The following is a 19,475-nucleotide window of genomic DNA, read 5'->3' as shown; positions in this document are numbered from 1 at the left end:
GGGTGCGTTAAAATTGGTAAGTCGCGCCAAAGTTAACGGTCATTCCTAAGCCTTTGTGGTTATATCCGTCGTAGGTATAGACTTGTGAGCGAGCAGGGTAGTAATCATTGTTCAACAGATTCTCAATGCCCATAAATACTTGCCATTGATTACCTAAATCATAACTGCCGTTAATATTGATCAACTGGTAACTATCAACCGGCCCCTGATCGCCAATATATTCGCCATCAACTTGACCAAAGCGTTTTCGTGAACCTACGTATAAGTAATTTAGTGCCAAGCGAGCACCATCAACGGGTTGCCAATTTACATTAAAGGTGCCTTTTGGAGCACCAATATCTTTACCTCCTAAATACACATCTAATTCAGTATTTTTACCTTCAACCCAAGAGTAAGTCGCTGACAGGTCTAAATTGGACTGCACTTTATAAGTGGCCAACGCTTCGTAGCCATATATTTCTTGTGGGGCACGAACGGGTAAATATACCCCGGTCTCAGCATCATAAGAATTTGTCGTGCCTAACTCTGACGTACTGCGATAGGCGGAAAACTCGACGCGTAGGGCGTCGATTTCAGACGTAAAACCGAGTTCGTAGTTATCAATAATTGAGGCTTGGGTACGAATAAGGGCGATGTCTGTGACGGTTGCAGTGCGCAGCAGGCGGCCGGTATCTGATATGTCTGCGCCCTGCGAATAACTGATAAAGGGTCTAAATGCATCACTTAAGTTATAGCGAATGGCTGCATTGTAGGTAGTGGCTTTGTAATTGAGGGTATCACCGACGACGTCAAAGGCGACTGAGCATTGGTCGGCCGTGCGGCACAAGCGAAGGGTGCTAAAATCAGCCACTTTTAAATCAATGTTTTCATGACGAACGCCGGCTTTGATAATAATGTCATCATTTACAATCCATTTGCCTTGCACGAACCCAGCGATGTTTTCCATATCCATTTCAGGCACCCATACACGGCCGTCGACTAATGGCTGTGAGGTAACATCGTTTAATGCGTCGATGCCGTAAATTAACGTGGTATCAATGTCCTGCAAGGTAAACTGGCTGTTAAATGTGGCCCGTAGGCCTTTTTTCTCAGACTCTATAATGGATTGGCCTCCATCAAATCCTTGTTCTGGGTTGGCTAGATTTGTCGAAAAGAAGAAAACATTTTCAATCCGCTGGGTGTATGCATCGACCACTAATTGGGTTTGACTAAATATCTCGTCATCTGAGTACTTAAGCATGACATTGTGGTTTTCTGGGCCTTGAGGTTCACCGACGATAGACGAGCCGTCGGGGGATTCAATAGCATACGTTTTATCGCCTGAATTGATATTGCCAACCACATTAATTAAGTCAGTATCTTGCTTTGACTTAAAATAATTGTAGGTCAGTTGTAGCGTCTTCTCGTCATCAAACTGATAACCAAATTTAGTAAAATAATTTTGCGAATTAGTATCCGATAGCCCATAAGTTAGACCGAGAATATCGCCTTGTGCATCCCGTTGAACGCCGTTTTCTTCATAGCTTGCATTAAGTACATAGCTAAATTTATTTAGCTGCCCATTCATGCCCGCATCCACCCGACTACCTAAGGTGTCTTCGAGTTTTACCGCACTAAAACGTGAAGAAATGGTAACGTGACCGGCCATCGCTTTATCACTGGCCGCTTTTTTAGTGATGTAGTTGATAATCCCCCCAGCAGCGCCGTTGCCGTATACCGAGGTTGCCCCTTTAATGACTTCGATACGCTCAATGGTGCTAGCATCTAAACTGCGTACTCCCAATGAACCGTTGCGTAATGGTGTGGACTGAGGCACGCCGTCAATCATGATCAAGGGGGCGCGGCCTCGTAGTGTTTGGCTTGAATTACTAGACGTGCCAGTTGATGGTGCTAGACCTGGAACAAGTGTTGATAGTAGAGACTGTAACTCACTGGTTACTTTTAACTGATCTTGAATTTGTTGCTGGGTAATGATCACGATTGATGCTGGCACTTCATCAATGCTCTCCATAATACGGCTACCCGTCACTATCATACGCTCGATAGTTGGGTTATCGTTTTGCGTGTTACTTTGAGCCTGAAGTGCTGTGCTAACTAAAACGCTGAGGATTGATAAATAGCTGATAGGTGTTAAACAGGTGTACCGCATTGAATATCCATTTAGGGTCATGAAAAAGTGCATGGATGTTAATGCTAATTATTATCATTTACAAATTAAAGTTGAACTTTTCTGTTATTCATTAACATGTGAATTTGATAGGGGGTGTGCAGAAGCCTAGCCACATATACTGTTAAATAACGAGTTAATAAGTTGGTTTCACTACTTTAACGCGGAATTGTGGCTACACGATATACGGTAAGTGTTGTATTATCTTCGCCTATTTTGCATAGAACGATAAAATAATAATGCTTAAAAACCTTAGTGTAAATCAGGCCAATGTAACGCGCCTGCAGCGTAAATCATTGATGTATGCCGGTATGTTTGGGCTCAGCGTTTCACTGCTTTTAGGAGGCTGCGCCTCAGGCCTAAGCAGTAATGGCAATACGCAAGCCTCTACCGTGCAAAGTGCTACCGCGACAAGCATAGAGCACGGACAGATCATTAATGTGGTCTACTCATCAAATGACCTACAAGATGCCGTTAATAAGGCTAATGCCTTAGACGCACAATCTACGTTGCTGGTATTTGATATAGACGACACCCTGCTGACCGCGACGGAGTTTTTTGGAAGTGATAAATGGTATGACTGGCAACGAGGCCGAGCCATTAGTCCTAGCGGTAAAGTCATTGCTACCCAAGACAGCGAAAAAGTGAATTGTTTGTTCGATACCTTAGGCATGGTGTTTGAAATAGCGGTGAACAAACCTACGCAAGCTGATATGGCGACATTGGTGAACGGTGTGAGCAACGACGTGGTTATTTTAACCGCACGCTCTGGAGCCTATCGTGCGGGCACCATGCGTGAGTTAGCGCGTAACCAACTGGACTTTAGCGATAAGTCTTTAACTTCACCTGATGTTGGCTTGCATTATGACTATACCCTCGGTGGGCGCACTGCAAATGTGAGCTATGTGGACGGCGTATTTATGGTCCAAGGCATGAATAAAGGCGTAATGTTGCTTGATTTACTGGCACGCACAGGTCATGAGTATTCCTCAGTGGTATTTGTGGATGACAAGCAGCACAATATTGACAACATGGCTAATGCCCTTAAAAGTGCCGGTGTGAATTTTTATGGTTATCACTACACGCGTATAGCAAAGACGGTAACCGACGAAGAAGTGGCGCAAGCCAACGCCGCACGTGAGGCGTTAAGCGATTTGCTCAGTGCACACTTTGCTGATAGGGCAAAGCATATCAATCAGCGCCAATGCGATTATTGATTGCCAATCAATCATCTTTACACTGCCATGAGGCGTTTACTAAAAGATAAAACAAAACCGCTATGGCTCATCCCTTAGCGGTTTTTTTATTGCCATTTCTAAGAGTACTAGCGTGTGCTAAAGGCGCTAAATTTTAGCTGCCAGCTCAGCACCTTGCCTGATTGCCCGCTTGGCATCTAATTCTGCTGCAACATCAGCGCCGCCAATAATATGCACAGGTACACTTAGGGATAGTAAGCCGTTGTGAAGTTCTCTTAGTGGCTCTTGACCAGCACAAACAATGACATGGTCTACTTCTAATACGCGTGGCTTACCTTGAATATTAATATGCAGCCCCGCATCATCCACTTTGACGTATTCAACTGAGTTGATCATTTGCACATTGTGGTGGGCGAGTGATGCACGGTGCACCCAGCCGGATGTTTTACCCAGTCCCGCACCAACTTTGCTCGATTTGCGTTGCAGCAAGTACACCTCCCGGTTTACTTCTGATAGTTGAGGTGCTGTCAACCCTCCTGGGTGAGTCACGGTTTTGTCTATTCCCCAATGCGCTAACCACTTATCAAGGTGGGTGGTCAGGGCTTCGTCTTCTACTAGAAATTCAGCTACATCAAAACCAATGCCACCGGCACCTATAATGGCTACTTTTTGCCCGACCGGTTTGTGATCTCTTAGCACCTCAATGTAGCTCATGACTTTTTCGTGGTCACTGCCTTCAATATCCCAATGCCTAGGCTTAATGCCGGTCGCCATGACGATTTCGTCAAATTTCTGCTCAGCCAGCAGCCCTGCATTTACCACTGTTCTTAGATGTAAGGTCACTCCGTATACCTCAATCATGCGGGCGTAATAGCGCAAGGTTTCGTAAAACTCCTCTTTGCCTGGGATTTGCTTGGCGTAATTAAATTGCCCTCCAATTTCAGATGCTTGATCATATAAGTGCACATCATGGCCGCGCTGTGCAGCATAGGTTGCAAACGCCAAACCTGCTGGGCCTGCTCCAATGACCGCCAGTTTTTTTGGGACTGAGACTGTTTTGAAAATAAGTTCAGTTTCATAACACGCTTGTGGGTTGACTAAGCAACTGGCTCGCTTTTGGGCAAAGGCATGATCCAAACAGGCTTGATTGCAGGCAATACAGGTATTGATTTGCTCTGATTCGTCGCGCATGGCCTTGGCGACAAACTGTGAGTCTGCCAAGAAGGGGCGCGCCATCGACACCATATCGGCTTGGCCCTCAGCTAATATTTTTTCGCCGATCTGAGGAGTATTAATGCGGTTGGTGGTGATAAGCGGAAGCGAAACCTCAGCTTTCATCTTTTGCGTAATCCAGCTAAATGCTGCCCGGGGAACGGACGTAACTATGGTAGGTACTCGCGCTTCATGCCAGCCAATCCCTGTGTTGATAAGCGTTGCACCAGCTTGTTCAATGGCTTTAGCTAGGTAAACCACCTCGCTCCATGGTGCACCGCCCTCTACTAAGTCCAGCATGGATAAGCGATAGATGATGATAAAATCGCTACCGACTTTTTGCCGTGTTTGGGTGACTATTTCAACGGCTAGGCGGGCTCTGTTTTCTACGCTACCGCCCCATTCATCGTCCCGTTGATTGGTACGCTCGCAGAAGAACTGGTTTATCAGGTAGCCTTCAGAGCCCATTATTTCCACACCATCGTACCCGGCGACTTGGGCGTAACTTGCACAGGCCACATAATCGGCAATGGTACGTTTAACTGCACGTGAGGTGAGTGCCTTGGGTTTAAATGGCGCAATAGGCGCTTTAATTGCTGACGCAGAGACATTAAACGGATGGTAACCGTAGCGACCTGAGTGCAAAATCTGCATGCAAATTTTGCCTCCTTCTTGATGCACCGCATCTGTAATGACTTTATGTTTTTTGGCGTGGCGCAAACTGCTCATGCGCCCAGCAAACGGGGCTACCCATCCGGCAATGTTAGGGCTTATGCCGCCGGTAACGATTAAGCCCACACCGCCTCTGGCACGCTCTGCATAAAAAGCGGCTAATTTATCAAAACCCCCTTTTTCTTCCTCTAAGCCCAAATGCATTGAGCCCATCAGCGTGCGGTTTTTTAATGTGGTGAAACCTAAGTCCAATGGGCTCAGCAAATTCGGAAAAGCAGAAGCGCTCTGTTCCTGTGTTCCAGCGTGGTTTTCTGTTTCAGGTGTTACTGTCTGTGCTGTCATGGTGAGGCCTTTTTATTTTTTATCTAAGAGTAAGGCCCACAGCACACCAGTGCAAGTGAGGGAATAACTGCTAAGCATGAATAGGCATATTGACAGCACGTCGAAAAATGCGGCACATTCACGTTACGACTTGGGAATATTGGGAAGCACACATATTAATGAACACTAAAACGATTGCAGCATTACAACTTGGCTCATCTGACTTAGGCACGAGCGACACACTAAAGCGGATATTGGGCTTTAAAGACGCCATTATTAATAGCCAGTGTGATGTATTGGTGATGCCTGAAGCCCTTTTAGGGGGGTACCCAAAAGGCTCTGATTTTGGCACACGTGTGGGCTATCGCACCGAACAAGGGCGTGAACAGTACATGGCTTATTTTAAGCAAGCGGTTGAAATAGATGGCCCTGAGGTGCAAGCCTTAATCGAATTAGCGCGTGAATGTAATACTGCTGTGGTGATTGGCATTATTGAACGGGGCGGCAGTACTTTATATTGCACCGCGTTATTTATCACTCAAGCGGGGGAGGTGCATAAGCATCGAAAACTCATGCCAACCGCTAGCGAGCGTCTAATATGGGGCCAGGGCGACGGCTCGACGATCCCTATTGTGGATACCTCGGCAGGGCGTGTGGGGGCTGCCATTTGCTGGGAAAACTACATGCCATTGCTTCGCAGCACTATGTACGCCAAGGGTATGGATATTTGGTGCGCACCTACCGTGGACGACCGAGATATTTGGCAGGCAAGTATGCGCCACATTGCCTACGAAGGACGAAATTTTCTGGTCAGCGCCTGCCAATATCAAGGGCCACCTAAACCGGGCGAAATGCTCGATCATGCATGGCCAGCGGACAAGCCATTAATTCGTGGTGGCAGTATGATCGTATCGCCAATGGGCGAAATACTCGCTGGGCCATTGTATAACGAAGAAGGCTTGATCAGCGCTGAAATCGACTTAGATGACATTATTAAGGCGCGTTACGATTTAGACCCTGCTGGGCATTACTCGCGCCCTGATGTGTTTAAACTGACGGTGGATGAGCGGCCAAGACCGCCGTTTGAAGCAGAACAATAATTTAATGGCTAAAATCAGTATGCGCTTTATTGTTATAGGCCTCTAATTGTGATGCGGTAAGAAAACCAGCTTATTCACAAAAGGTTGTATTTGGGAAGTGGGGGTCGCAGATGATCCCGCCCCATTGATAGGCTTTTTGCCCGTCGATTTCAATTTGAAACCAAGGGTAGCCATTAAGCATGACATCAGTTTGTGATAGCACTTTGATAGGTTGTCGCTCTCTTGCTGAGCCTAAACGCGTTGCGCTGGTACTTGGTGTTAGGCGATAGTTACCCCCCCAAGAAAAAGCACTCTCGGTGCGAGACAATGCGATGAGTGAACTGATCCTTTTTCGGTAAACTCGCTTTATACAATCAAAACTGAAATGACACGCTTTACGTTGTGAAAGCCACTGGGTTTGGCTGCGCTGAATTTCAAGTTTCTTTGCCGGCTGAGCTTGATTGTTAGCGATGGCGACTTTGTACCGCTTGCTAAGTTGTTCATCTAACGTTGACAACTCTACACTTCCGCACACTATTTTTTCGTCAGTTTGGGCCGCATTTTGGCAATTAAAACTAGCTGAAAACGCATTGCTGGCCATCATTGCCAGGATTGTTGCGCAGCCTAATTTCAAAGTGAGTAGTGTAAATATTTTGCTGAAAGTGGACTCTTGCAGCTGGCTTAAGCCATTTTTGTTATTCATGTATTGACCTTATTACGCCCTGTATTTCGCGCGCTATTTTCAACAAGCTGTATTTCACATGCGATATGTCGCGATAAAAAACGATGTTCATTAGGACAGCCATCTTACCAGCAGCCATGCTACCAGTAAAAATTGACGTTAAAATGGCAAGGGATAAAAAACCATGTTCATTAGGACAGCCATTTTACCAGCAGCCATGCTAGCAGTAAAAATTGACGTTAAAATGGCAAGGGATGAAAACGCCCATGCTGCCATATGATGTAGACTGGGGGATTAGCCTTACGTGGCTATAAGAGCTGTGTTTGGTTTCTCTGGCTTAAACACGTTTGTTTTGCTTATTCGGTGTAAATCATCCGCTTTAAGCAATTCGGTTTACATTATTCAGTTTAACCAATTTGGTTTACACCAGTTGGCTTGGATAGCTTTAAAGACCATATATATCAAACCTTAGAGTCAAGCACTGTGACTTCAGGTGGCGAGCTTGATAAGCCAATCGTCAATTCGATGTCAGGCAGCAAAGCTATGAAGGGGAGCGATGCGGATCATCTTAATTGGCTGTCTTTACTACCGCGGCGATTAATAGAGGAGGTAACACTTGCGTGCTTTTCTATCTCTGTTTGGCAATTGATACACAACTGAACCCCGGGTAATGCGACGCGTCTGCGCTCAGGAATAGGTTCATCACATTCTTCACAGAATTCAGCACTTTCGCCTTTCAACATCTGACTTTTCGCGCGGGCTACCGCTTCTTCAACGCTCGCGTCTATCTGGTCTTGTACTGCACCGTCTTTTGCCCAACCACCAGCCATTTTGCCTCCCGTTTACTTTTTGCATTCTTTGTCGTATTTATGATGCGCGAGTTTCGATTTTTGATTTTTTATCCGCAATCCGCAATCGTCTGTCTTTCAGACGTTTAGTTTTCTGTAATTCTATTTATGGGGTGCTAACGTCAACAGCAGCAACTCACTTCTAGATTCAAAGTAGCAAGGAAAATACCGGATTTAGCATTTGGGGCTTAGCGTCCTAGAATAAAGGTTTCCAGCCAATGACAGCACCAAATGATGTGCAAAAGCTTTGGTCTCTTTGGTTGTCTTTGAGTACCAACGACACCTGATAGGGAACATTTTTCATACTTCATTCAACGAAGTGCGCCGAACAAAGAGTGCCAATAGAGTGCGCCAATAGAGTGCGCCAATAGAGTGTTCCAATAGCGTACGCCAATAAAGTAAGTCAAAAAAATGCGTCGATAAAGTACATCAATTATCAAAGCCCTGAGGCTGTCTCTGAGCAGCCTACCAACAAAACAAGATGCAACCTTGTCGATTTACACCACATAGCTGCCTATCGGATAGCGCTAACACTGCTAAGTACGAACAGTCAGCACGGCGTTTGTGCGACTACTCAAAAGTGTGACAAAGCTTGTCAAACGGGAACCTTTGGCCTAGCCGCTGTCTTTTTAGTAGATGAAAAAACTTGTAAATTGAGCACTATGCATTTTGACCCTATTCTGCCCGCAGTGGTGGGAACCACTTTGATTGGACTATTTCTTTCACTTGCCTTTAGGTATTTCAAGCTCCCTCTTGTTTTGGCCTATATTGTGACGGGGCTGATTGTTGGCCCCCAATGTTTAGGCCTAATTAACGACATTAATGTGATTGAGACCATGGGCTCGTTCGGCGTCATACTGCTGCTTTTTTTCATCGGTATGGAGGTGAGCCCTGATAAGTTACGGCGTAGTTGGCGGGTGTCTATTGGCAGCACAGGATTACAAATTGTTCTGTGTGTGGCATGCGTATACTTGGTCGGTAGTCTGCTTGATTGGTCGCTGCAGCGTATCGTGTTATTGGGCTTTGTGCTGAGTTTGAGTAGTACGGCTGTGGTGCTTAAATTGATGCAAGACAGCAACGAGTTGCATAGTGAGCAAGGTCAGCATGTGTTAGGCGTGTTACTGGTGCAAGATTTGGCTGTGATCCCCATGGTCATTGTGATTGGCATGATGGATGAAACCGGGGTGCAGTCCGATGTGATCGCCATGCAGGTTGGGGCGGGCATAGGTGTGTTGTTACTAGTACGTTGGTTGCTGAATCAAGAATACATTGAATTCACGTGGTTGAATAAGCTTAAGGTGAACCACGAACTTCAAGTTTTTGGCGCGCTTTTATGTTGTTTTGGCTTAGCCTTGTTGTCTGGGTTGATGCATTTATCGACTGCACTAGGTGCCTTTGTTGGCGGCATGCTGGTGGCGAAAATGAAAGATTCGATGTGGATCAGAAGCAGCTTACAAGCCTTTCATGTGGTGTTTATTGCGTTATTTTTTATGTCTATCGGCATGTTGCTAAACGTGCAGTTTATCGTGCAAAACAGCACCTTATTAATCTCATTGCTGCTCATGGTGCTGGTGGGTAATACCTTGATAGCGACTTTCACACTGCGCTTATTGCACGTCAGTTGGACAAAAAGCCTTTATGCTGCGGCGATGCTTGCTCAAGTTGGGGAGTTCAGCTTTATATTGGCTACGCTTGGCCGCCAATCAAAGCTTATCAGTGATTATGGTTAACATGTGACCGTGGCAGTGATAGCCCTGAGTTTATTTGCCAGTCCGTTTTGGGTGGCTTTGGCACGTAGGGTATTGCCGTCACTGCCTAGAGCAGTTGAGCCGAGAGGTGAAGAGTAGAAAGCGACAGAGTCAAAAGCAATAGACTGTAATACAGCAGCGCTAAACGCGGCGGTATTGAATATGACGGCGCGTAGCAAGCTTAATGCGCCGACAATTTGTTGTCGCTATGGTGCTGACGAATTAATAAGCGCCAACACAACAATTAACAATACGCCTGCAAATTTGTCGTGCAAGTTACCGTAATTAAAGGATAAACTAAGGTTACTTGGCATATCGACGCCGAATTTTTAGTGCACAAGATGAGTATTTGCATTTCATGAGTCATAAATTTACATCTTACCTGTTGATCGTATTGCTGCTTGCCATGCAATCTTTTGGGGTGAATGGAATGACATGTATCAGCATGCAAATGGGCGCTGATGATGCTTCCATGCCGCGCTCGCATACTCAAAATCAAACGCTAAATACCGCCCAAAGTGATGACGATGCGCCGTGTTTGATGCAGGCGTCGCACACGCTCGCTAAGTCAGGTATCGCCAGCGACCACCAGGCTCAGGCCAGTGATATGCAAATGGCGTGCTGCGACGAAGACACTGCCGATTCTTGCCATTGTCCCGAAAGTGCTTGCGGTGCAGGGGTGATAATTGCCTCTACTACTGATATGATTTTCTTTCGCTCAGACGACAAAATCATCAGTGTTTTGTTCTCTACCGCGAACCCCTTCCAATCTAGAGCAAAACGCCCTCCCATAAGCGGTTAACACAATCTAATTGGGCTTAAATTTGCCCAAATATTGTTTTAATCGAGAAAGCGAGGTGAATGACTCACTCTTTCTCTTCGAAATAACGCAAGCGATGTGAAACTGACTATGCGCCCTGTGCTATGCACCTCTTACCGTGTAAAGAGCGCAGAATATAACGCTCAGAATAAAGCGCTCAGATCGCATCGCTTAAAAATGTTTGTCGAGACACATCATGACGTTGACTATTTTAGTGCACCCTCTACGTATCAAGGTATTGGGTCAAGTCAAAAACAAAGTGCTGCTTACAGCTTGCTTGCTGTTACCCCTAGTATTTGCATCATCAATGAGTTGGGGAATGTCTTTATCCCAAGCCATTTTACAAGCCCAGCAGCAAGACCCATGGTTAGACGGTAGCCAACAAAAAGAATACGCGTTGCGTGCTCAAGGGCTGGCCAGTGATTCTTTACCTAATCCTGAACTGTCATTTGGTTTATTGAACGTCCCTAGCGACGGCTTTGCGCTAGATCAAGAGCCCATGACCCAGTTTAAGGTGGGGGTGAAGCAATCGTTCACCCGTGGTCAAAGTCGCCGTATTAGCCGCCAGCGTTACCAACAACTTGCTGCTGTTCAACCTTTTCTGCGTGACGATCGTTTGAAGCAAGTCGCATTAACCGTGACGCTGATGTGGTTAGACTTATACCAAGCAAATCAAGAGATTGCACTGGCTTTGCAGTTGCGAGAGACATTGCAGCAACTGATTGATATTAGTAAAGCGAATTACGCGACCACGTTTGCCAGTCGCCGTAACAGAGCCACCCAAAATGACGTGCTGATGGCGCAACTCACCTTGGCCAAAGTGGACGATAGAATTGTTGAAATCAATAGCAGCAAACGTTCAACACAAGCCAAGTTGTGCCAATGGTTAGCTCGGGAAGATGGATATGATGATGACAAACCCACAATTGCCCATGACGAAGTGCCGCCGTCTTTGCAATTACAAGCCTGTCATTTAGATGAGGCGGCACATCAGCACCTGCCATTATTTTCTGCAGTGCCTAGCTTCGTTGTACACGAACCCTTAAACGCACAAACGACGCTGAACACATTACAGGCGGTCGTATCACAGCATCCCCGAGCTAAAGCCGCGCAGCAATCTATTAGCGCTAGCGAAGGGGACGTTAAGTTAGCAGCAGCACAATATGCTCCGCTGTGGGGGGTAAATCTAGGTTACGCCTATCGGCAAGACGACGCCTTCAATCAACGTCGCGCCGATTTTTGGTCAGTAAGTGTGAGCATGGACATGCCGCTTTTTTCTCGTGCTAAACAAGATAATGCTTTGGCTGCTGCACATCATCAAAAAGAAGCGATGCGAACAGAGTATCGCTTGGTTATGCGTGAAATGGTGGGGCAATTAAATGACTTAGCTGTGCAATACCGCCAATACCAAAAGCGTGTAGCGCATTACGAGGGGGTTATTCTGCCGAATATTGCTGAGCAAAAAGAGGTTAGCGTGGCGAATTTAAGTCACGACTACGGCAGTTTAGAACTGGCATCAGAGGTATTGATCACAGCTAACCAGGCGGAGTTTGAACGTCTTGCCTTAGTGGTAAAGCAGCAAAAAGTGCGCGCTAAAATTAACTATTTTCTACCTGGGCAGTCACTGCTGTCTTCGCATGATCAGGAAAATCGCCCATGAAACCCTTTTTCAGTGTCACCATTTCGTTTGTTGTCGGTGCAGTTATTGCCCTTGTTATTTACACACAGTTTAACGAGCAAGCATCGAATACGGGTATGAGTCACTCAAGTGATTCCGCCCAAACGCAACCTAAAAAAACGCCTTTGTATTGGGTGGCGCCAATGGATGCAAATTTCCGCCGTGATGAACCGGGTAAATCCCCCATGGGCATGGATCTTATTCCGTTTTATGGTGCTGGCGATGATGGCAGTGGCTCTTCGCAAAGTGAGCAGGCAGGACGGGTAAAAGTGTCACCCAATGTGGTGAACAATTTAGGTGTACGTACAGACTTTGCGCGCAGTGCCCCCCTTGAAAACACTATTCAAACAGTGGGATACGTGGGCTATAACGAAGACAAAATTGTGCATATGCACCCAAGAGTTGAGGGTTGGGTTGATGCCTTGTATGTCAGTACCGCAGGTGAAGCTGTTACCAAAGGGCAAAAAGTATACGGCATCTATTCACCCCAGTTGGTCAGTGCTCAGGAGGAGTATTTACTAGCGAAAAAAGGTAAGAACCACGCTTTGATAAAAGCAGCGCGTTTACGGTTACAGTCATTACACATGCCACAAGAAGCACTAGTCCAACTTGATAGTAGCAATGAAGTAATGCAAAGCGTGACGTTTTACGCGCCTCAATCTGGGGTGCTGGAACACCTTAAAATACGCCACGGGTTTTATGTAGAGCCGGGCACAACCTTGATGTCGATTGCCAGTTTGGATGAGGTTTGGGTAGAGGCTGAAGTCTTCGAGCAACAAGTTGACTTGCTCGAAGAAGGGCTTGGGGTGACGATGAGCGTGGGGTACTTACCAGGGCGACGGTGGCAAGGAAAATTGGATTATATTTATCCGTCGTTAAATGAAACAACCCGGGCTTTACGTGTGCGTCTTCGTTTCGAAAATCCCGAACGCCTGCTAAAGCCAAATATGTTCGCAAATATTACGATCAAGGCAAACTCAAGCCTGCCCGTGGTACTTGTGCCGCGTAGCGCCGTTATTCGAACGGGTGTTCAGGATCGCGTGGTACTCGCTTTAGGAGATGGTTATTTTAAATCTATAGAGGTCAAGCTTGGGCGCATGAACAGGGACTTCATCGAAATACTAAGTGGCATTCAAGCGGGAGACGAGGTGGTAGTTTCGGCGCAGTTTTTATTGGATTCACAGAGCAGTATTTCGTCAGATTTTAAGCGTTATGAGCACCATGGTGCGCCAAACATGCAAGGCATGGCTGATACGCAAGACATGCCTGATATGGATACCCACTTTGATGCGAACAAGCCAAATATTCAGCGAGCAAGTGTTCGCGGTGTCGTTAATAGCGTTGATGTGTCTACTAGGCAGGTAAATATCAGTCGCGCCGGGATTGAAAAATGGAATCGCGGGCCTGCGACGATGAACTTTGTGCTGGGTCGTGAGCTTGAACACGCCCAAGTTAATAGGCTGCAAGAAACCAAGGCGATTCAATTTACCTTCGAAATACGTGACGGTGACTTTGTGATCACTAAGCTCTCATTCGTCGATGAGGAAACACCATGATTGTGCATGTCATTCGTTGGTCCGTGAACAATCGGCTATTAGTGCTGCTGTTAACAGGGATAATGGTTGGCATGGGGCTTTTTAGTCTCAAGCATACGCCTGTGGATGCGATCCCTGATTTATCTGACGTGCAGGTCATTATTAAAACCAGCTATCCCGGTCAAACTCCTCAAGTAGTGGAAGACCAAGTAACGTATCCGCTCACTACGGCCATGTTGTCTGTGCCTGGCGCAACAACCGTTCGTGGTTTTTCATTTTTTGGCGACTCTTACGTATACGTCATTTTTAATGACGATACCGACCCATATTGGGCCCGAACACGGGTGCTGGAATATTTGTCTCAGGTGAGCCCCAATTTGCCGTCGCAAGCCAAACCGCAATTGGGCCCTGATGCTACAGGCGTGGGCTGGGTGTATATATATGCCCTTAAGGACGAAAGCGGGCAACATGATTTAAGCGAGCTGCGGGCATTACAAGATTGGTTTTTAAAATTCGAATTGCAAACCGTACCGGGTATTTCCGAGGTCGCTGCTATTGGCGGCATGATTAAGCAGTATCAGGTGGTGGTCGACCCGAATAAACTGCGTGCTTACAATATTCCGTTAAGCTTAATACAAACCGCGATACAGCAAGGCAATCAGGAAGTGGGGGCGTCAGTGGTTGAGATGGCCGAAGCTGAGTATTTGGTTTCAATTAATGGTTATGTGCAACAACGTGACGATCTTGCTCGCATTCCACTTGGTGTTAACAAGCAGGGAGTACCTGTGTTGTTGCGCGATGTGGCGAGTATTGCACTAGGCCCTCAGATGCGCCGGGGCATTGCCGAGCTAAACGGTGAAGGGGAAGTCGTTGGCGGTATCGCCGTTATGCGTTTTGGCGAAAATGCGCAAAAGACCATTGAAGCCTTTAAAGCAAAACTGGAGGTGCTTAAGCAAGGCCTACCTGCTGGTGTAGAGGTGGTGCCTGTATACGACCGCTCAGAGTTGATCAACAGCGCTGTCACGCATTTATGGTCCAAGCTGCTAGAAGAGTTGTTGATTGTGGGGCTAGTGTGCGCATTGTTTTTGTTTCATGTTCGCTCATCTTTAGTGGCCATTGTCAGTTTACCCCTGGGGATACTCGTGGCGTTTGTGATCATGTATTGGCAGGGCATTAACGCCAACATTATGTCTCTTGGAGGAATTGCTATCGCTATAGGGGCGATGACCGATGGGGCGATAGTGATGATTGAGAACATGCATAAACATATGCAAGACACACCACTGACAGACGCCAATCGGTGGGATATTGTGGCCAAGTCTGCCTCTGAGGTCGGGCCCGCATTGTTTTTTAGCCTGTTAATTATCACCGTCAGCTTTTTACCGGTTTTCATGCTTGAAGCACAAGAAGGGCGAATGTTTGCACCGTTGGCATTTACCAAAACCTACGCGATGGCAGCCTCGGCCGGCTTAGCCATCAGTGTGGTGCCTGTGCTGATGGGGTATGTCATACGAGGAAAAGTCATAAGTGAGCACAGAAACCCGATTAATCGCGGCTTGGTCGCCTTGTATATGCCCGCACTAAAAACCGTTTTGGGCTATCCAAAAACAACCTTAGTGGCAGCGGGTATGATTACATTGGTTGGTTTTTATCCGCTTAAACACATTGGCTCTGAATTTATGCCGCCTCTGGATGAAGGGGATTTGATGTATATGCCCAGCACGTATACCGGTATTTCTATCGGCAAAGCGCGAGAAATATTACAACAAACTGACAAACTTATACGCACCGTACCAGAGGTAAAAAACGTGTTTGGTAAAATAGGCCGCGCAGACACCGCCACTGACCCTGCGCCGTTGACCATGATTGAAACATTCATTCAGTTCAAACCTAAAAGCGAATGGCGCGAAGGCATGATAAAAGACGATATTCGCCACGCTCTGGATGACGCATTGCAGCTTCCTGGGATCACTAACGCTTGGGTGATGCCGATTAAAACTCGCATAGATATGCTAGCGACCGGTATTAAGACCCCTGTGGGCATCAAAGTTGCGGGTGAGGACCTAGACGTCATTCAACGAATAGGGCGAGACATCGAGCGGTTATTAACGCCTATGCAAGGCTCAGCATCGGTATACGCCGAGCGGGCAGTGGGAGGGCGTTATATCAAGCTTGATATAGACAGAGAAGCCGCTGCCCGATATGGCTTGAGCATTCGCGCTATTCAACAAGATGTATCAATGGCGATAGGCGGCGTTAATGTGGGTGAGTCGGTAGAAGGCTTAGCGCGTTATCCTATCAATGTTCGCTACCCAGAGGCCTATCGAGATTCACCAGAGCAAATTAGTTTGCTGCCCATTGTGACAGCAGATGGGCAGCATATAACCTTAGGTGAGGTGGCTCGGGTTTATCTCGACGATGGTCCAGGGGCAATCAAAAGTGAGAATGCTCGTCTTAATGGCTGGATATTTATCGATATCCAAGATATCGATGTCAGCCACTACGTGGAAAATGGTCAGGCATTACTTGCACAGAAGCTAGACTTACCTGCTGGCTACAGCGTCACGTGGGCCGGTCAATACGAATACATTGAGCGTGCAAAAGACAAGCTCACGTATGTCGTACCGCTGACGTTGGCGATCATCATTTTGTTGTTATATCTGAATTTCAAGCGCTTTGCCGAGGTTGCCATCATCTTAGGTACGTTACCACTGGCGATGATAGGTGGTGTATGGCTACTGTATTTAGCGCAATACAATCTGTCTGTGGCGGTTGGCGTCGGTTTTATCGCGCTGGCGGGGGTGGCGGTTGAAATAGGCGTCATCATGTTGGTGTATCTGAATCAGGCATATGCGCAATTGCAAATAAATGCGGCTCGCGATGCCAAGCACATAACCTTAACGGATCTACGAGAAAGTGTTATTCACGGAGCGGGATTAAGAGTGCGCCCTGTCATGATGACAGTGGCAACGATAGTGATAGGTTTGCTCCCTGTGATGTATGCGAGTGGCACCGGGTCTGAGGTGATGAGTAGAATAGCTGCCCCAATGGTGGGTGGCATGGCAAGTGCTTTGATATTGAGTTTACTGGTGGTGCCGGTCGTGTATTTCTTGTGGCGCAAACAGGACCTTGAAACGTCACCACCGCGGGGCTGATTTAGTATCGAAGGGATTCACGTTGCGCCTTTGGGCAGATAGCCTAAGGGCGCGATGCTATAGCATCAAACGCTTAGCGCTTCAAAACAATGCGGTATTTCACATCCCCTGTACGCAGGTGCTCGAGTGCCTGATTTATCTCATCGAAAGAGTAGGTTTCGATAACAGGCTTAATGTCATGTAGCTTAGCGAATTCAAGCATTTTTGCGATGGTTGCGGGGCTGCCAACAGGTGAGCTTGACACGCTGCGCTGTTGTGACATTAACGAGAACACGCTGATGTTTAACGGCTCGGTAATGGCGCCAACAAAATGCAGTCGTCCTCGAGGCGCTAGGGTGCTTATATATGCTTCCCAATCCAATGTAACTGCCACGGTTGAAATAATAAGGTCGAATTCCCCTGCGGCTTGTTGGATGTCGGTTTTGTCTCGGGAATTGATAACGCGGTGAGCGCCTAATGACAGCGCTTCTTTTTGCTTGGATTCACTTGAGGTAAATGCGGTGACTTCACAGCCCCACGCGTTTAAGAACTGCAAGGCAAGGTGCCCCAAACCGCCGATTCCGATAACCGCCACCTTATCCGTGGGTTTGATATTGAACTCGCTTAAGGGGTTAAAAACCGTAATGCCGCCACAAAATAGAGGGCCAGCTGATGCGAGATCGATTCCATCAGGAATAACCACCACAGCGGTTTCTTGGGCACGAACTTTGTCGGCAAATCCGCCGTGATGACCAACGATCGTCGGTCGTGCTTTGGCGCATAAATTGTGATCCCCAGTGTCGCATTGGTGACAATGAGTGCAATAGCCAGCATGCCAGCCTAAGCCCGCAACTTGGCCGACTCTCAAGCCTTTTACCGCATCGCCGATTTGGCGAATTCTCCCCACTACTTCATGACCGCCTACTGCTGGGTATTTACTGATCCCCCATTCGTTATCAATGACGCTCAAATCACTATGGCACACGCCGCAATACATAACGTCAAGTTCGACTTCGTTCGGTTTTAGTTCGCCCGGGTCGTATTCGTAGGGGGTTAGTTCGCCCTTTGGCTCGTGTGCAGCATAGGCCTTAATCATGGTTGGTCCTTAACGGTTCATTTGAAGTTATCCCCTTATAGTGCGCTTCACAGCGCGGGGATAACAATCAAAATGTGTATCACAACCATTGATAAACGTTCGCTGTTATCAGTTATACATCCGTTTAGCTTCTTGAAAATAAGGCTAATGACCATTAGCGTCACCCACAATCAGCTCCATAGTTAACAGCGCTAAATAAGCGCTAAATTGGCGTTAAATCAGCGAGAAAGCGCTTAAGCCGCTTGGTATTCAGCTTGTTTTACATACTGGCTTACCTGATAAAGATATTGACTGATTTCAGTGTCTTTTAACCACGAAACTTTGAAGGCATTTTCCACTAAAGTAATCATCTCTTGTGCGCTAAATTGCCCTTCTTTTTGTAGCTCGATAAAGTTTTCATTTAGGTAGGCGCGAAAATATGCAGGATCATCAGAATTAATGGTAACCAGTAATTCATGTTCAAGCATTTGGCGAACCTCATTAGAGGTTAATGATTGCACCACGAATCGGTTGGAAATAGGACATACGGTTAAGCCCAGTTGCTTGTGCTTAATCTTTTCAAGCAAAGCGGGATCTTGTAGGGCATTTACCCCGTGGTCGATACGGTCAACTTGAATGTCGTCCAAGCACTGCTTAATGTGCACCAGAGTGTTGTGCTGATTGACGTCGCAATGCATCGTTAACTTTAGATCCAACGCTTTGGCATATTCAAACACTTCGGCAAACTTAGCGGGCGGGTTATCGCGCTCATTAGAATCTAGCCCCACACCCACTAACCATGGTAGATAGGGCATAGCAAGTTTAAGGTGCTCCATTGCTGACTCAGCGCTAAGCTCGCGCAAAAAGCACATGATCAGTTGACTTCTAATGCCAAGCTTTTGCTCTGCATCTAACTGCGCTTTATGAATGCCGGTAATGATGGTTTCAAAACTTACCCCACGGGATGTATGCGCTTGGGGATCAAAAAATAGCTCTGCGTAGACGATATTTTCGCTGGCTGCTTTGGTCAAGTAGTCCCAAGTAAGCTGATAAAAATCTTCTTCTTTTATCAGTACATTCATGCCCGCGTAGTAAATTTTTAAAAATGAAGGCAGGTCGTGAAAATCATACGCGGCGATGAGTTGCTCTGGGGTGTCAAACTCCAACGGAATACGGTTTTTTACGGCTAAGGCAAAACTTAGTTCAGGCTCCAGAGTGCCCTCAAGGTGTACGTGCAGCTCTGCTTTTGGCATATCCGAAATGAATTGCTGTATATCGAGTGGTTGTGTTTGCAATGGACGTGTCCTT

General features: G+C 46.7%; 14 protein-coding genes. 7 read left to right on the top strand and 7 right to left on the bottom strand.

Going from position 1 to position 19,475, the window contains the following annotated elements; genetic code table 11:
• Positions 1-7 precede the first annotated feature (7 nt).
• The gene (locus PATL_RS12260; protein ID WP_041713779.1) at positions 8-2,149 is read right to left on the bottom strand and encodes a TonB-dependent receptor; all 2,142 of its coding nucleotides are present in this window, start codon (positions 2,147-2,149) and stop codon (positions 8-10) included.
• A gap of 257 nt (positions 2,150-2,406) precedes the next feature.
• On the opposite strand from PATL_RS12260, the gene PATL_RS12255 reads away from it, so the two are divergent.
• A complete protein-coding gene (locus PATL_RS12255; RefSeq protein WP_011575194.1) occupies positions 2,407-3,384 on the top strand; it encodes a DUF2608 domain-containing protein in 978 nt (325 codons plus the stop codon).
• A gap of 126 nt (positions 3,385-3,510) precedes the next feature.
• Here the strand turns inward: PATL_RS12255 and PATL_RS12250 are convergent, their stop codons facing one another.
• Positions 3,511-5,589, bottom strand: a complete 2,079-nt coding sequence (locus PATL_RS12250; RefSeq protein WP_011575193.1) for an NADPH-dependent 2,4-dienoyl-CoA reductase — start codon at positions 5,587-5,589, stop codon at positions 3,511-3,513.
• A gap of 158 nt (positions 5,590-5,747) precedes the next feature.
• Here PATL_RS12250 and PATL_RS12245 point away from each other — a divergent pair, with 158 nt between their 5' ends.
• On the top strand, positions 5,748-6,668 hold the full coding sequence (locus PATL_RS12245; RefSeq protein WP_041713777.1) for a carbon-nitrogen hydrolase family protein: 921 nt from the start codon (positions 5,748-5,750) through the stop codon (positions 6,666-6,668).
• A gap of 70 nt (positions 6,669-6,738) precedes the next feature.
• Here PATL_RS12245 and PATL_RS12240 read toward each other — a convergent pair whose 3' ends face one another.
• Positions 6,739-7,350 (bottom strand): lysozyme inhibitor LprI family protein, encoded by a 612-nt coding sequence (locus tag PATL_RS12240; RefSeq protein ID WP_011575191.1) that lies wholly within the window; start codon positions 7,348-7,350, stop codon positions 6,739-6,741.
• 542 nt (positions 7,351-7,892) lie between these two features.
• On the bottom strand, positions 7,893-8,159 hold the full coding sequence (locus tag PATL_RS12235) for a DksA/TraR family C4-type zinc finger protein (protein ID WP_006990895.1): 267 nt from the start codon (positions 8,157-8,159) through the stop codon (positions 7,893-7,895).
• A 680-nt stretch (positions 8,160-8,839) separates the two neighbouring features.
• Between PATL_RS12235 and PATL_RS12230 the strand changes: the two genes are divergently transcribed.
• The gene (locus PATL_RS12230; RefSeq protein WP_011575190.1) at positions 8,840-9,907 is read left to right on the top strand and encodes a cation:proton antiporter; all 1,068 of its coding nucleotides are present in this window, start codon (positions 8,840-8,842) and stop codon (positions 9,905-9,907) included.
• On the opposite strand, the gene PATL_RS22925 is transcribed toward PATL_RS12230, so the two are convergent.
• Entirely contained in the window at positions 9,904-10,104 is a 201-nt protein-coding gene (locus PATL_RS22925) for a hypothetical protein (protein WP_232283222.1), read from the bottom strand. The two genes, PATL_RS12230 and PATL_RS22925, sit on opposite strands and share 4 nt — an antisense overlap.
• 179 nt (positions 10,105-10,283) lie before the next feature.
• Between PATL_RS22925 and PATL_RS12225 the strand changes: the two genes are divergently transcribed.
• From PATL_RS12225 to PATL_RS12210, 4 genes are all read left to right on the top strand, one after another.
• Complete coding sequence (locus PATL_RS12225) at positions 10,284-10,727, top strand: hypothetical protein (RefSeq protein ID WP_232283221.1); 444 nt, start codon at positions 10,284-10,286, stop codon at positions 10,725-10,727.
• 214 nt (positions 10,728-10,941) lie between these two features.
• Positions 10,942-12,405 (top strand): TolC family protein, encoded by a 1,464-nt coding sequence (locus PATL_RS12220; RefSeq protein WP_011575188.1) that lies wholly within the window; start codon positions 10,942-10,944, stop codon positions 12,403-12,405.
• Complete coding sequence (locus tag PATL_RS12215; RefSeq protein WP_011575187.1) at positions 12,402-13,979, top strand: efflux RND transporter periplasmic adaptor subunit; 1,578 nt, start codon at positions 12,402-12,404, stop codon at positions 13,977-13,979. The genes PATL_RS12220 and PATL_RS12215 overlap by 4 nt, the downstream gene beginning before the upstream one ends.
• The gene (locus PATL_RS12210; protein WP_011575186.1) at positions 13,976-17,113 is read left to right on the top strand and encodes an efflux RND transporter permease subunit; all 3,138 of its coding nucleotides are present in this window, start codon (positions 13,976-13,978) and stop codon (positions 17,111-17,113) included. The genes PATL_RS12215 and PATL_RS12210 overlap by 4 nt, the downstream gene beginning before the upstream one ends.
• Positions 17,114-17,186: 73 nt before the next feature.
• Here PATL_RS12210 and PATL_RS12205 read toward each other — a convergent pair whose 3' ends face one another.
• Entirely contained in the window at positions 17,187-18,188 is a 1,002-nt protein-coding gene (locus PATL_RS12205) for an NADPH-dependent aldehyde reductase Ahr (protein WP_011575185.1), read from the bottom strand.
• A gap of 233 nt (positions 18,189-18,421) precedes the next feature.
• On the bottom strand, positions 18,422-19,462 hold the full coding sequence (gene add / locus PATL_RS12200) for an adenosine deaminase (RefSeq protein ID WP_011575184.1): 1,041 nt from the start codon (positions 19,460-19,462) through the stop codon (positions 18,422-18,424).
• Positions 19,463-19,475 lie beyond the last annotated feature (13 nt).

This window comes from Paraglaciecola sp. T6c (genome assembly GCF_000014225.1).
Classification (GTDB): Bacteria; Pseudomonadota; Gammaproteobacteria; order Enterobacterales; family Alteromonadaceae; genus Paraglaciecola; species Paraglaciecola atlantica_A.
Note: the sequence above shows the minus strand (reverse complement) of the source record. Positions and strands in the feature narration are given on the sequence as shown.